The 12,989-nt window shown below is 71.1% G+C and carries 13 protein-coding genes; 3 read left to right on the forward strand and 10 right to left on the reverse strand.

Annotated features, from left to right (window positions below; genetic code table 11):
- Positions 1–11 precede the first annotated feature (11 nt).
- Both ABZY45_RS33285 and ABZY45_RS33290 read left to right on the forward strand, forming a co-directional pair.
- Positions 12–2,051, forward strand: a complete 2,040-nt coding sequence (locus ABZY45_RS33285; protein WP_356745994.1) for a PA14 domain-containing protein — start codon at positions 12–14, stop codon at positions 2,049–2,051.
- Between the two features lie 76 nt (positions 2,052–2,127).
- The gene (locus ABZY45_RS33290; RefSeq protein WP_356745995.1) at positions 2,128–2,532 is read left to right on the forward strand and encodes a helix-turn-helix domain-containing protein; all 405 of its coding nucleotides are present in this window, start codon (positions 2,128–2,130) and stop codon (positions 2,530–2,532) included.
- Between the two features lie 72 nt (positions 2,533–2,604).
- Here ABZY45_RS33290 and mutM read toward each other — a convergent pair whose 3' ends face one another.
- From mutM to ABZY45_RS33335, 9 genes are all read right to left on the reverse strand, one after another.
- Positions 2,605–3,471: a bifunctional DNA-formamidopyrimidine glycosylase/DNA-(apurinic or apyrimidinic site) lyase gene (gene mutM / locus ABZY45_RS33295; RefSeq protein ID WP_356745996.1), complete on the reverse strand. Its 867-nt coding sequence runs from the start codon at positions 3,469–3,471 to the stop codon at positions 2,605–2,607.
- A gap of 79 nt (positions 3,472–3,550) precedes the next feature.
- The gene (gene rnc / locus ABZY45_RS33300) at positions 3,551–4,375 is read right to left on the reverse strand and encodes a ribonuclease III (protein WP_356745997.1); all 825 of its coding nucleotides are present in this window, start codon (positions 4,373–4,375) and stop codon (positions 3,551–3,553) included.
- A 19-nt stretch (positions 4,376–4,394) separates the two neighbouring features.
- Positions 4,395–4,568, reverse strand: a complete 174-nt coding sequence (gene rpmF, locus ABZY45_RS33305) for a 50S ribosomal protein L32 (RefSeq protein ID WP_003965982.1) — start codon at positions 4,566–4,568, stop codon at positions 4,395–4,397.
- A gap of 2 nt (positions 4,569–4,570) precedes the next feature.
- A complete protein-coding gene (locus ABZY45_RS33310) occupies positions 4,571–5,236 on the reverse strand; it encodes a DUF177 domain-containing protein (RefSeq protein WP_356745998.1) in 666 nt (221 codons plus the stop codon).
- Positions 5,237–5,371: 135 nt separating this feature from the next.
- Entirely contained in the window at positions 5,372–6,493 is a 1,122-nt protein-coding gene (locus ABZY45_RS33315) for a cell division initiation protein (protein ID WP_356745999.1), read from the reverse strand.
- A 97-nt stretch (positions 6,494–6,590) separates the two neighbouring features.
- Positions 6,591–7,070, reverse strand: a complete 480-nt coding sequence (coaD, locus tag ABZY45_RS33320; protein ID WP_356746024.1) for a pantetheine-phosphate adenylyltransferase — start codon at positions 7,068–7,070, stop codon at positions 6,591–6,593.
- A gap of 26 nt (positions 7,071–7,096) precedes the next feature.
- Entirely contained in the window at positions 7,097–7,681 is a 585-nt protein-coding gene (gene rsmD, locus ABZY45_RS33325; protein ID WP_356746000.1) for a 16S rRNA (guanine(966)-N(2))-methyltransferase RsmD, read from the reverse strand.
- 87 nt (positions 7,682–7,768) lie between these two features.
- Positions 7,769–9,973: an ATP-dependent DNA helicase RecG gene (recG, locus tag ABZY45_RS33330; protein ID WP_356746001.1), complete on the reverse strand. Its 2,205-nt coding sequence runs from the start codon at positions 9,971–9,973 to the stop codon at positions 7,769–7,771.
- A 49-nt stretch (positions 9,974–10,022) separates the two neighbouring features.
- Complete coding sequence (locus tag ABZY45_RS33335) at positions 10,023–11,642, reverse strand: DAK2 domain-containing protein (RefSeq protein WP_356746002.1); 1,620 nt, start codon at positions 11,640–11,642, stop codon at positions 10,023–10,025.
- Positions 11,643–11,900: 258 nt separating this feature from the next.
- Here ABZY45_RS33335 and rpmB point away from each other — a divergent pair, with 258 nt between their 5' ends.
- Positions 11,901–12,086, forward strand: coding sequence for a 50S ribosomal protein L28 (rpmB, locus tag ABZY45_RS33340; protein ID WP_003965989.1), 186 nt, complete (start codon positions 11,901–11,903; stop codon positions 12,084–12,086).
- Positions 12,087–12,175: 89 nt separating this feature from the next.
- On the opposite strand, the gene thiD is transcribed toward rpmB, so the two are convergent.
- Positions 12,176–12,985, reverse strand: a complete 810-nt coding sequence (gene thiD / locus ABZY45_RS33345) for a bifunctional hydroxymethylpyrimidine kinase/phosphomethylpyrimidine kinase (protein WP_356746003.1) — start codon at positions 12,983–12,985, stop codon at positions 12,176–12,178.
- Positions 12,986–12,989: the final 4 nt, after the last annotated feature.

Here is a 12,989-nt window from a genome sequence, read left to right on the forward strand (position 1 = left end):
CGAAGGAACGCATGAACCGACCCAGAGGCACCACGGTGGCCACCGCGAGCGCGGTGGTGCTCGCCACCGCGGGTGGCCTGCTCGTCACCGCCGCCCCGGCCTCCGCAGCCGTCACCTGCGCATCGCCCGTCTTCAAGCGGACGTTCTACGCGAACACCACGTTCTCCGGGACGCCCAAGGGCACCGACTGCGACTCCGTGATCGACCAGAACTGGGGCACGGGCGCACCCGGTTACAAGGGCATGCCGTCCAACGACTTCGGCGTCCGCTGGTCCACGACCCGCGACTTCGGCTCCGGCGGGCCGTTCACCTTCACCGCGTCCGCCCGTGACGGCATACGCGTGTACGTCGACGGCGTACGCAAGCTCGACATGTGGAAGAACGTCGCCACGGCCGTCTCGAAGACGGTCAACCTGACGATCCCGTCCGGCACCCACAGCCTGCGCGTCGACTTCGTGAACTGGACCGGCGCCGCCGACGTCAAGTTCGCCTACACTCCGCGCACTTCTGCGACCGTCGACAAGGTCAAGCCGCTCGTCCCGACCGGGACCACCGTCGCCTACAGCACCACCACGACGTCCACGAAGATCAGCTGGGCCAGGAACAAGGAGATGGACCTCGCCGGCTACCGCGTGTACCGCCGGCTGAAGGGCGCGGCCTACCCGGCGAAGGCCCTGGCGACGACGACGTCGACCACATACACCGACACGGCCGTACCCAAGGACGGCAACGTCTACTACTACGAGGTACGCGCGTACGACAAGGCGGGCAACACCTCGTCGGGCACCGCCGACGCCGGTGTCACCACGGTCGACCGGACGGCTCCCTCCGCCCCGAAGGGTGTCGAGGACAACTGGGCCATCGGCAACCCCACCAAGGTCACCCTCTACTGGGACGGCAACGGCGAGCCCGATTTCGCCGAGTTCCGGGTGTACCGCTCGACCTCACATCCGGTCGCCCTGACCGCCGCCAACCTGCTGGCCACGTCGGGCGGCGGCTACACCGGACCGCTGCCGCAGACCGGTGACACCTACTACTACGTGGTCACCGCCGTCGACACCCACGGCAACGAGTCCGCGCCCTCCGGTACCGCCGTGTACTACAGCGACGACCTCACCGGCCCGGTCGACACCGCGCTCGGCGCCCGGGCTTCCGAGAGCGAGGCCGGCGTCACCGTGACCTGGGACGCCTCGGCGGTGACCAGCGCGGACTTCGCGGGCTATTCGGTCTTCCGGACCAGCCGCCCGGGAACCAGCACGGCCACGCGCACGGAGGTCGGCAAGGGCATCAGGGGCACCTCCTTCACCGACGCCGCCCCGCCCGCCGGAGCCACGTACGCCTACCACGTCGTCGCCCTGGACCACGAGGGCAACGGCGGTACCCCGTCCGCCGCGCTCTCCGTCGCCGTCGTGGGCAACAGGACCGCGCCCGCCGCCGTCGCCGGGGTGAGCGCCGTCCCGAAGGCGAACGGCGTCACCCTCTCCTGGGAGGCGAGCACCGACCCCGGACTCGACCACTACCGCGTGCTGCGCGGCGCACTCGTGGACGGGCAGTGGACGTACACCCCCGTGCCCCACCCCTCGAACTTCCAGCCGTGGGAGGTCGAGGAGACGACGTTCCACGACGCCGTGCCCGCCGACGGCCAGCAGGTCCGTTACGCCGTCGTCGCCGTCGACCAGTACGGGAACCAGCTGACCCCCGCGGCCGGCGCGACGGCCGTCGACGTCACCGAGCTGGACCTCCGACCGACGGCCCCGGCGGCGACGGGCGCACCGCTCGCCTACCTCGGCTCCGATCAGAACGCCTGGCTCTCCTGGGCCCTCGGCAGCTCCGAGACCCTCGGTGAGGTCTCCGGCTTCGCCATCCACCGCTGGAACCCGCAGACCGGGGTCTTCGATCTGGTCCGTACGGAACCGAAGGGTGCCGGCACCACCTGGAACTGGAAGGACCCGGCCGTCCCCTCGGAGACCACGGTCTATTACCGCGTCTCCGTCCTGTACGCCGACGGAACCACCTCGGGGGCGAGCGAGACCTCCGTCGTGACCCGCTGATACGCCGTACGCTGCGGCCACCGCGCCCGCGCAGCGCTCACCGTGAGTGAGCGCTGCGCGGGCGTAAGCTTGCGTCATGGGCGAGACCGAGACGCTTCCGGTGACCGACGACGACGGTTCGCCCTTCGACGTGTTCTCCCGGCTCTGCCCTTCGCGCGGGACGCTGGAGCACGTCACCGGCCGCTGGGGCGGCCTGACCCTGGGCGCGCTGTACGAGAGCGGCGCCCGCTTCAACGAACTGCGCCGACGGGTCGACGGGGTCAGCGAGAAGATGCTCTCGCAGACGCTGCACGCGCTGGAGCGCGACGGCCTGGTCCTGCGGGAGGCGCAGTTCACCAACCCGCCGCGCGTCGACTACGAGCTGACGGACCTCGGCCGCGAGGTCACCACCCGGCTGCTGGAGCTGATCCGGCTCGTCGAGGGCCGCATGCCCGAGGTCATCGAGGCCCGGGCACGATACGACGCCGCCCACGCGGGCTGAGGCCGGGTCCCGACCGGTGAGGCCGGATCCCGCCTGGCGATGCCTGACCCCGGGGGCGGCGGAGCCCGGTCCTCAGGAGGCCGGGGAGATACGCGGGGGGCGCTGGCAGCGCGGGCAGAAGTAACTGGAGCGGTTCATCCAGGGCCGCCGCCGCATCGGCGTACCGCAGCGGCGGCAGGGCTCGTCCTCGCGTCCGTAGGCGTCGAGCGACCTGTCGAAGTAGCCCGACTCGCCGTTGACGTTGACGTACAGGCTGTCGAAGCTGGTGCCGCCCTGCTCGAGGGCCTCACGCATCACGTCGCGGACATGGCCGAGCAGCTCTGTCGTCCTCGGGCGGGTCAGGGTCGCGGTCGGCCTCTCGTAGTGCAGCCGGCTGCGCCACAGCGCCTCGTCCGCGTAGATGTTGCCGACCCCGCTGATCAGGGACTGGTCGAGCAGCGCGCGCTTGAGAGTCGTACGGCGCAGGCGCAGCGCCGCGTGGAAGGCGGCGTCGTCGAAGGCGGGGTCCAGGGGGTCCCGCGCGATGTGCGCGATGACGTCGGGCAGCCCCTCCGGGGTGTTCTCGTGCAGCGACAGCCCGCCGAAGGTCCGCTGGTCGACGAAGCGCAGCTCGGTCCCGAGGGCGTCGTCGAAGCGGATCCTGATGCGCAGGTGCTTCTCGTCGGCGGCCGCCTCGGGCTGGACGAGCAGCTGGCCGCTCATGCCCAGGTGGCCCAGGAGTGAGGAGCCGGCCTCGTCGAGGGGCACCCAGAGGTACTTGCCCCGGCGCATCGCCGTGCCGAAGCGCAGCCCACGCAGCCGGGCGGCGAAATCCGCGCCGCCCGCGAGATGCCTGCGGACCGCGCGCGGATGCAGGACCTCTACGGCCTCGACGATCCGCCCGGCGGTCCAGCGCTCCAGACCCCGCCGCACGACTTCGACCTCGGGCAGTTCGGGCACGGCGGGCACTCCTTCGGGGAGGTGGCAGGACAGCGAGAACCCCCCGGTGCACCAGGGCACCGAGGGGTTCTCCCTTGGTTCAGGCCGGAGCTGCGTCCGAGTGCGGCGACGGGACGGCAGGGGTGTCGGCGGCCCCTCCGTCGGCAGCGGCCTTGGCCGCCGCCTCCCGCGCTTCCGCGGCGGCGCTGATCTCGCGCCAGGCGGACTCCGCCGCCTGCTGCTCCGCTTCCTTCTTGCTACGGCCGGTGCCGGTGCCGTACGAGACACCACCGACGCGAGCAGCAGCAGTAAAGGTCTTCTCGTGGTCGGGACCGGTCTCCGTGACGAGGTACTCGGGGACTCCGAGGCTCTCGCTCGCGGTGAGCTCCTGGAGACTGGTCTTCCAGTCCAGGCCGGCTCCGAGGTTGGAGGACCTGTCGATCAGCGGGTCGAAGAGCCGGTGGACCAGCTCCGAGGCCGCGCTGAGGCCCTGGTCGAGATAGACGGCGCCGATCACCGCTTCCAGTGTGTCGGCGAGGATGGAAGCCTTGTCCCGGCCACCCGTGCCCTCTTCACCGCGGCCCAGCCGGATGAAGGAACCGAGTTCGAGGCCGCGGCCCACTTCCGCAAGCGCACGTGAGTTGACCACCGCGGCCCGCAACTTGGCCAGCTGGCCTTCGGGCAGGTCGGGGTGGGTGCGGTACAGCGTGTCCGTGACCACCAGGCCGAGCACCGAGTCCCCGAGGAATTCGAGCCGCTCGTTGGTGGGCAGACCGCCGTTCTCGTACGCGTACGAGCGGTGGGTCAGCGCACGCACCAGAAGGGCGGACTCGAGGTGATACCCGAGCCGCCCTTCCAGAAGCGTGTGGGACGAGGCTGTGTTGATGTTGTCTGCCTGCTTCTTGGCGCTGGACAACTCAGACATCGGGCCTCTCACCAGCCGCTCAGACCTCGAGGACCTGGCGCTTGTTGTAGGTGCCGCAGCTCGGGCACGCAATGTGCTGGAGCTTCGGCTCCTGGCAACGCTCGCACGAAACCAGGGTGGGGACCGCAGCCTTCCACTGCGACCGGCGGTGGCGCGTGTTGCTGCGCGACATCTTCCGCTTCGGAACAGCCACGGCTACTTCTCCTGCTTCTCGTCGACGCCAGGTTCGGCGCCGCCCATGTTGTCCTTCTCGCCGTCCTGAACGGTCTCGGCGAGTCCTTGCAGTGCCGCCCAACGGATGTCGGCGACGTCGTGGTGGTGGCCGGGATTCTCGTCCAGCCTGATTCCGCACTCGGAACACAGACCGGCACAGGTCTCCTTGCACACCGGCTGCAGCGGCAGTGCGAGCACCACCGCGTCACGCAGCACAGGCTCGAGGTCGAACGAGTCGTCCTCGAGAAAGAACCTGTCCTCGTCGTCCTCGGCGTCGTCGACCGGGTCCGCGGTCCTGCTGCGGTTCCGGTCATCGGCGTCAGGGTACGAGAACATTTCCTGGAAGTCCGCCTCGACCTCGAGGGTCAGCGGCTCCAGACACCTTACGCACTCCCCCTCGGCCGTCGCACGGGCGGTGCCTGTGACAAGCACCCCTTCCATGACGGACTCGAGGCGGAGGTCCAGCGCCAGGGGCGCGTTCTCCGGAACGCCGATGACCCCGTCGATGCCGAGGTCCTTCGGTGCTTCCGCCGTGCGGGTCAGCCGCTTCATGGCACCAGGACGCCGGCCCAGCTCGCGCGTGTCGAACACGAGAGGACTGCGATGGTCGAGGTGGCCGTTCAGGGCTTTTCCTGCTTTCGAGATCATGTGCGTGGTGCGGCTCAGGGTGGGCCGCCTCCGTCCGGAAGGAGGAGGGCAGCCGGGATCGCGGACATACGCGCGACCGAAGAGCCAGGATACTGGACGTACCGCCCAGCTCCCAATCCGGTCGGGCCCGTCCGGTCAGCGGCCCTGTTCGTAGCGGCGCAGCTGCTCCAGGTCGATCATGCTCGTGTCGAAGAGGCTGGTCTCGTCGAGCGCGCTCTCACCCTGCTGCGCGGGCGCCTGGGCCTGCTGCGGCCAGCCGTAGTCCTGCTGCTGGTTCGGGTCGTAGGCCTGCTGCTGGTAGGCGGCGTACGGGTCGGTCTGCTGCGGGTAGGCGGCGTAGGGGTCGGCCTGGCCCTGCTGCTGGTCCTGGTAGCCGTACGTCTGGGCGTACTCCTGCTCGGGCCGGACCTGCGCGGGGAAGGCGTTCTGCGTGGGGTCCTGGTAGCCGGCCACCGGCGCGTAGGCCGGCTGTACGGGCTCCGCGTAGGAGTGGGGCTGGGGGCTCTCCACCGGCTCGGGGGTGGAGAGCTCGGCCAGGCCCGCCCAGTGGTCCTCGTCACTCGTGTGCGGCCGACCGCCCGCGGCGTCCTGTGCCGCCATGTGCGCGCCGAGCTCGTCGGTGGCCACCCGGCCGTGCAGCTTCTGCCGCCCCCGGCCGACGGCCTCCAGCGTCTTGGCGAGCACGGCCTCGAAGGCGCCGAGCTTGGTGTCCACGTAGTCGTCGGCCCGCCTGCGGAGCGTCTCGGGGTCGGCGCTGCGCTCGGGCGCCTCCGCGAAGTCGGGGTCCTCGTAGCCCTGCTCGTCGACGCCCGCCCCACGGCCCAGGAGCTTCTCCCGGCCGCGGTCGACGGAGCCGATGGTCTTGGTGAGGACGACCTCGAAGTTGGCGAGCTTGCTGTCGACGTACTCGTCGGCCTCGGCGCGGACCTCGTCGGCCTCCCTGCGGGCCTCGGACAGGATCCGGTCGGCCTCGGCCTGGGCGCGCTGGGCGATCTCCGTGCCGGAGATCAGCGAGCCGCGCTCGGCGCGGGCGGACTCGATGATCCGCTCGGCCTCCTGCCTGGCCTGCTCCACGAGTTGCTCACGGCCGCCGATGAGCTCCTCGGCGTGGGCGAGCGAGCCGGGGAGCGCGTCGCGCACCTCCTCGAGCATCGCGAGCAGCTCGGCGCGGTTGACCACGCAGGACGCCGACATGGGCATGGAGCGGGCGTTCCCGACCGTTTCGACGATCTCGTCGAGCTTCTTCTGCACGTCCACCGTGTGCTCGCCACTCTCTGCTGCTGTTGGAGACGGACGGGACGACTGTAAGGCCAGTCGCCTCCCGTCCGACACCTGGTGACGGGCGGTCAGCGCATCACTTCTCGCCGAGACGCTTCACGAGGGCCTCGTGGACGGTGGGCGGAAGCAGGTGCGCCACGTCGCCACCCCAGGTGGCGACCTCCTTGACCAGGGAGGACGACAGGAAGCTGTACGTCGGGTTCGTCGGCACGAAGAGCGTCTCGACCCCGGAGAGACCGTTGTTCATCTGGGCCATCTGCAACTCGTAGTCGAAGTCGCTGACGGCCCGCAGGCCCTTCACGATGGCCGGGATGTCGCGCTGCTTGCAGAAGTCGACGAGCAGGCCGTGGAAGGACTCGACCTGCACGTTGCCGAAATCCGCCGTCACCTCGCGGATCAGCTCGATCCGCTCGTCGACGGTGAACAGACCCTTCTTGGACTGGTTGATCATCACGGCGACGTGCACGACGTCGTACAGCTTCGAGGCTCGTCCGATGATGTCGAGATGTCCGTTGGTGATGGGGTCGAACGACCCCGGACAGACGGCGCGGCGCAACGTGGTTCCCTCGCTCTCCGGTGCGGTCATCGTGCGTCTTCGCACGTAGAGGCGGCGCGACCGTACCAAAACGTGGCTTCGCCGTAACGACGCGCCCGCAGTGGCTCGAATCCTTCGGGCCAGTTGAATTCCCCGCCTCTGGTGCTCCGTTCCACCGTGACGAGAGCGTCGCCCGTGAGCCACCCCTGAGCACGGAGTGTGAGCAGGATCTCCCGAAGATCGTCGTCGGTGACGGCGTAGGGCGGATCGAGGAAGACCACGTCGTACGGGGCGGAGGGCGCCGGTCCCGTCACGATCTGCTCGGCTTTGCCCGCCCGGAATTCGGCACCGGGCAGACCGAGGGTCCGGATGTTGTCGCGGACGGTGCGCGCGGCCGTGGCGTCGGCCTCCACGAGCAGCGCGTGGGCCGCTCCGCGCGAGAGCGCCTCCAGGCCCACGGCGCCGGATCCGGCGTACAGATCGGCGACACGGATGCCGTCGAGCGTGCCCAGCAGCGCCTGCCAGGTGGAGAACAGGCCCTCGCGCGCACGGTCGGAGGTGGGGCGGGTGCCGGTGCCGGGCGGGACGGCCAGGCGGCGTCCGCCGGCCGAGCCGGCGATCACGCGGGTCATGGGTGTCGGTCCTCGGGTCGCGGGCGGCACACAGGACGGGACGCGTGCCGTGCTCCCACGATATGGCGTCGGCGCGGATCCGCCCGGTCACCCCTTGTCGAGGTACTCCTCCCGGTCCTTGTCCAGCAGTGCGTCGAGGGCGATGCGCAGCTCCGGCAGCGTCTCCAGGGAGGGGTCGGCGGCGACGACGCGTACGGCCTCCTCGCGGGCCGCCGCGATGACCTCCTCGTCGTCGATGACGCTGAGCACCCGCAGCGAGGAGCGGACGCCGGACTGGGCCTGGCCGAGGACATCGCCCTCGCGCCGCTGTTCGAGGTCGATGCGGGAGAGCTCGAAGCCGTCGAGTGTGGCGGCGACCGCGGAGAGCCTGGCGCGGGCGGGGCTCGCCTCGTGGGCCTCGCTGACCAGCAGGCAGAGTCCGGGGGCGCTGCCGCGGCCGACACGGCCCCTGAGCTGGTGCAGCTGGGAGACGCCGAAGCGGTCCGCGTCCATGATCACCATCGCGGTGGCGTTCGGGACGTTCACCCCGACCTCGATCACGGTGGTGGCGACCAGGACGTCCACCTGCCCCGCCGCGAACCGGCGCATGACGTCGTCCTTGTCGTCGGGCTGCATCCTGCCGTGCAGGATCTCGATGCGCAGACCGGCGAGCGGGCCCTTGGCGAGCTGTTCGGCGATGTCCGTGACGGCGAGCGGGGGCCGCTTCTCGGCGTCCTCGCCGGCGGCGGGCTTTCCCTTCTTCGCCGCGGCCTCGTCGGCGTCGTCGCCGATGCGGGGGCAGACGACGTACGCCTGGTGGCCGTTCTCCACCTCCTCGCGGACGCGTTCCCAGGCGCGGCTGAGGAAGTGGGGCTTGTCCTTGGCCGGCACGACATGGCTGGCGATCGGCGAGCGGCCGGCCGGGAGCTGGTCGAGTACGGAGGTCTCCAGGTCACCGAAGACGGTCATCGCGACCGTACGGGGGATGGGGGTGGCCGTCATGACCAGCAGGTGGGGCGGTTGCTTCCCCTTGGAACGCAGTGCGTCGCGCTGCTCCACGCCGAAGCGGTGCTGCTCGTCGACGACGACGAGGCCGAGGTCGTGGAACTTCACCTTGTCCTCGATCAGCGCGTGGGTGCCGATGACGATCCCGGCCTCGCCGGTGACGAGGTCGAGCAGAGCCTGCCGGCGGGCCGCGGTGCCCATCGAACCGGTGAGCAGCACGACCTTCGTCCCCTTGTCGGAGCCGCCGAGCATCCCTCCTTCGGCGAGTTCGCCCATCATCTCGGTGACCGACCGGTGGTGCTGCTGGGCGAGCACCTCGGTGGGCGCGAGCATCGCCGCCTGGCCGCCCGCGTCGACGACCCTGAGCATGGCCCGCAGCGCGACGAGCGTCTTGCCGGATCCGACCTCTCCCTGGAGCAGCCGGTGCATGGGGTGTTCCGTGGCCAGGGCGTCGAAGATCTCTCCGGTGACCTTCTGCTGGCCCTCGGTGAGGGTGAAGGGGAGGGTGGCGTCGAAGGCGTCGAGCACCCCGGCGGACACGGGCTTCCTGGCCACCGCCGGAAGCTGGGTGTCGGCGTAGCGGCGGCGGGCGAGGGCGACTTGGAGAACGAAAGCCTCGTCCCAGCGCAGCCGGTCCCGCGCGGCCGCGATGTCCGCCTTGGTCTGCGGGCGGTGGATCCTGAGGAGCGCCTCGGGCAGGGGGACGAATCCGCGCCCCTCGCGCAGCGCAGGGGGCAGCGGGTCCACGGCCTCCGGGGCGCTGGGCAGGACCGTGTCGACGGCCTTGGCGATCCGCCAGGAGTCGAGCTGCTTGCAGGCGGGGTAGATCGGCAGCAGCTGCCCCGCGAAGGCGTCCACGGCCTCGGTCGCCTCACCCTCGTCATGGGCGTCGAGGAGCTGGTAGGTGGGGTGGGCGAGCTGCATCTTCCGGTTGAAGACGGAGACCTTGCCCGCGAACATCGCCCTGCGGCCGGGCAGGAGCTCCTTGTGGGGCTTGTGGACGCCGTGTCCGAAGAAGACCAGCTGGAGTCTGCCGCTCCCGTCGGTGAGGGTGACCTCGAGCCGCTTGCCCCGGCCGTTGTTGAACATCATGACCCGCGCGTCGGCGACCTGTGCGACGACCGTCACGTGCTCGTCCAGCGGCAGTTCGGTGAGCGCGGTGAGGCGGCCCCGCTCCTCGTAGCGCCGCGGGTAGTGGTGCAGCAGATCCCCGACCGTGTGCAGGTCGAGGTGTTCGGCCATCACCTTCGCGGTGGCTCCGCCGAGCAGCTTCTTGAGGGGTTCATCGAAAGCGGACACGCACTCCATTGCACACCACGCCACTGACAGATGTCGCCGGGCGCAGCGGCGCGCGGTGTCACTCCACGCCGATCAGCAGGGGTGCCGCCTGGCGGCCGCCCCGGTAGACGACCGTGTCGACGGCGAGGTAGCCCTCCCGGACGTGCTCGCCGAGTTCCTCGGCCAGGGAGTCGGGCACGTCCTCGCCGAGGATCAGGGTGACGAGTTCGCCGCCGGCCGAGAGCATGCGGTCCAGGACCGTGCGGGCCGTGCCGGGGACGTCCTCGCCGATGACGGCGACGTCGCCGTCGATCAGGCCGAGGATGTCGCCGGCCTGGCAGATGCCCGCCATGGTCCACGACCGGTGCTCGGCGACGGCCAGTTCGGCGTACCGGGTGGCGCCGGCCGCCGAGGTCATGGCGACGACGTCCTCGTCGAAGCTGCGGCCGGGTTCGTGGACGGCGAGGGCGGCGATGCCCTGCACGGCGGCGCGGGTGGGGACCAGGGCGACGCGGACGCCTTCGGCCCTGGCCTGTTCGGCTGCCGCGGCGGCGGTGTGGCGCAGCTGCGCGTCGTTGGGCAGCAGGACGACCTCACGGGCGTGGGCCCGGCGGATCGCGTCCACCAGCTCGCCGCTGGCGGGGGGTTCGCCGGGGCGGGCCAGCACGGTGGTCGCCCCGGCCTCGATGCACAGCTCGGAGAGCCCGTCGCCGGGGACCACGGCGACGACGGCGCGCTGGACGGGCTCCCGGTCGGCCCTGATCCGGTCGGCTGCGAAGTGTGTGATCCGGATGCGGTACGGCCGGCCCGCCTCGACCCCCGCCTCGACGGCCGCCCCGGCGTCGTCGACATGGACGTGGACGTTCCACAGGCCGTCCCCGCCGACCACGACCAGGGATTCGCCCAGGGCGTCGAGCCTGTTCCGCAGGCGGTCGACCGCGTCGTCGGGGGCTTCCAGGAGGTAGATGACCTCGAAGGCCGGGCCGCCGTCCGGGTCAGCCTCCGCGCAGTCACCGGTCAGGGGCGGGATCTCGGGGGCGGACGGTACCGCGCGCTCCCCGCGCCGCCCGCCGGCCGCTTCCAGCAGCGCCCCGAGGACGGCCACCAGGCCCTGTCCGCCCGCGTCCACGACTCCGGCCCGTCCGAGGACGGCGAGCTGGCCGGGGGTCCGGGCGAGGGCCTGGCGAGCGCCCTCGTACGCCGCGTCGAGCACCTCCGTGAGGCCCTCGCCGACGGTGGCACCGGCCGCTGCCGCGGCGGCGGTGGCGACGGTCAGCACCGTGCCCTCGACGGGGTGGGCGACGGCCAGCCGGGCCGCGGCGGCGGCCTCCTTCAGCGCGGCGCGCACATGATCCGCGTCACCCGACTCGGCCAGCACCCCCGCCATGCCGCGCAGCAACTGGGCCAGGATGGTGCCGGAGTTCCCGCGGGCGCCGATCAGGGCCCCGTGCGCCATGGCACGTACGGCGTCCGCGGTGGCGGGGGCGGTGGCGCCGGTCTCATGGGCGGCGAAGACCGCCTCGACCGCCGCCGCGGCGGATTCCACGGTCAGGTACAGGTTGGTGCCGGTGTCCCCGTCCGCGACGGGGTAGACGTTGATGGCGTCGATGGCCGCACGCTCCCGGCCGAGGGCCTCCAGGGCCAGTGAGCACCAGGTGCGCACCGCGACGGCGTCGAGATCGTCGGGGAACTGCGGCACCGTTGGTCCTCCTTGGGGCGGCCGTGGGGGGGCTGGCTGCACCGCAGAGTAGCCCTCGTCCTCAGGCCGGGCGGGCAGAGGTGCGGGACGGAGTGCTCGGGGAGCCGTGGTAGTTTCGTATCTCCGACGCAGCCGTTGTATGCTGCTTCGGTTGCCCGACGAGAGTCGGGACAATCCCTCCGGTACCGCCACTTCAGTAAAATGATTCCGGCGTGCCGGAATTCACTGTAAGTGCATCTGAAGTCTTTGGAGTGACCCGTGGCTGCCAACTGCGACGTTTGCGGCAAGGGGCCGAGCTTCGGCAACAGCATTTCGCACTCGCACCGCCGTACGTCCCGTCGCTGGAATCCCAACATCCAGCGCGTGCGTGCCGTGGTCGGTCGGACGCCGAAGCGGCTCAACGTCTGCACCTCGTGCATCAAGGCCGGCAAGGTCGCGCGCTGACGTCCCCGTCGTAGCGCAGCCTTCCGGTTGCCCAAAAAGCCGGTCCACCTCGGTGGACCGGCTTTTTGCTGTGCTCCGGCGGACCGGCCTCAGCGGGCGCTGCGTGTCTGCCAGCCGTGGTCGACCGGGCCGATCCCGGCGCCCAGCGCGAAGCCGCCCCTGATCGCGCCGGTCACGTACTCCTTCGCGCCCCTGACGGCGGCCGGCACGTCCTGGCCCCGGGCCAGTCCGCAGGCGATGGCGGAGGCGAGGGTGCAGCCGGTGCCGTGGGTGTGCCGGTTGTCGAGCCTCGGTGCGCGCAGCCAGTGCTCCTCGCTGCCGTCCGTCAGCAGGTCCACGGCCTCGCCTGGCAGGTGACCGCCCTTGATCACCACCCAGCGCGGGCCGTACGCGAGGATCTGCGCGGCGGCCCGCCGCATCCCGGCCTCGTCGGTGACGGTGGTGCCGGTGAGCTGTGCCACCTCGTCGAGGTTCGGGGTGGCGACCGTGGCGACGGGCAGCAGGCGCGTGCGTACGGAGTCGAGGGCCTCGGCGGCCAGCAGCGCGTCCCCGTGCTTGGAGACGCCGACGGGGTCGACGACCACGGGCGCGTCCGTCGCCGCGAGGAGTTCCGCGACGGTCTCGACGAGTGCGGCCGAGGACAGCATGCCGGTCTTCACCGCCTGGACGCCGATGTCGTCGACGACACTGCGGTACTGGGCGCGTACGGCGTCGACCGGAAGTTCCCAGGCTCCCCGCACGCCGAGCGAGTTCTGGGCCGTCACCGCGGTCAGCACGCTCATGCCGTGGGTTCCGAGGGCCAGCATCGTCTTCAGGTCCGCCTGGATACCCGCACCGCCGCCGGAGTCTGATCCGGCGACGGTGAGGACACGGGGCGGTATCGGCGCAGGTGCGGTCATGCCC

The organism is Streptomyces sp. NPDC006516 (assembly GCF_040611875.1).
In the GTDB taxonomy this organism is placed as follows: domain Bacteria; phylum Actinomycetota; class Actinomycetes; order Streptomycetales; family Streptomycetaceae; genus Streptomyces.

Bases quoted from the DNA above. Each gene is read 5' to 3' on its own strand.
- rnc (WP_356745997.1), bottom strand. From the start codon at position 4,375: ATGTCTGAGTTGTCCAGCGCCAAGAAGCAGGCAGACAACATCAACACA.
- ABZY45_RS33310 (WP_356745998.1), bottom strand. From the start codon at position 5,236: ATGATCTCGAAAGCAGGAAAAGCCCTGAACGGCCACCTCGACCATCGC.
- ABZY45_RS33290 (WP_356745995.1), top strand. From the start codon at position 2,128: ATGGGCGAGACCGAGACGCTTCCGGTGACCGACGACGACGGTTCGCCC.
- thiD (WP_356746003.1), bottom strand. From the start codon at position 12,985: ATGACCGCACCTGCGCCGATACCGCCCCGTGTCCTCACCGTCGCCGGA.
- recG (WP_356746001.1), bottom strand. From the start codon at position 9,973: ATGGAGTGCGTGTCCGCTTTCGATGAACCCCTCAAGAAGCTGCTCGGC.
- ABZY45_RS33285 (WP_356745994.1), top strand. From the start codon at position 12: ATGAACCGACCCAGAGGCACCACGGTGGCCACCGCGAGCGCGGTGGTG.
- rsmD (WP_356746000.1), bottom strand. From the start codon at position 7,681: ATGACCCGCGTGATCGCCGGCTCGGCCGGCGGACGCCGCCTGGCCGTC.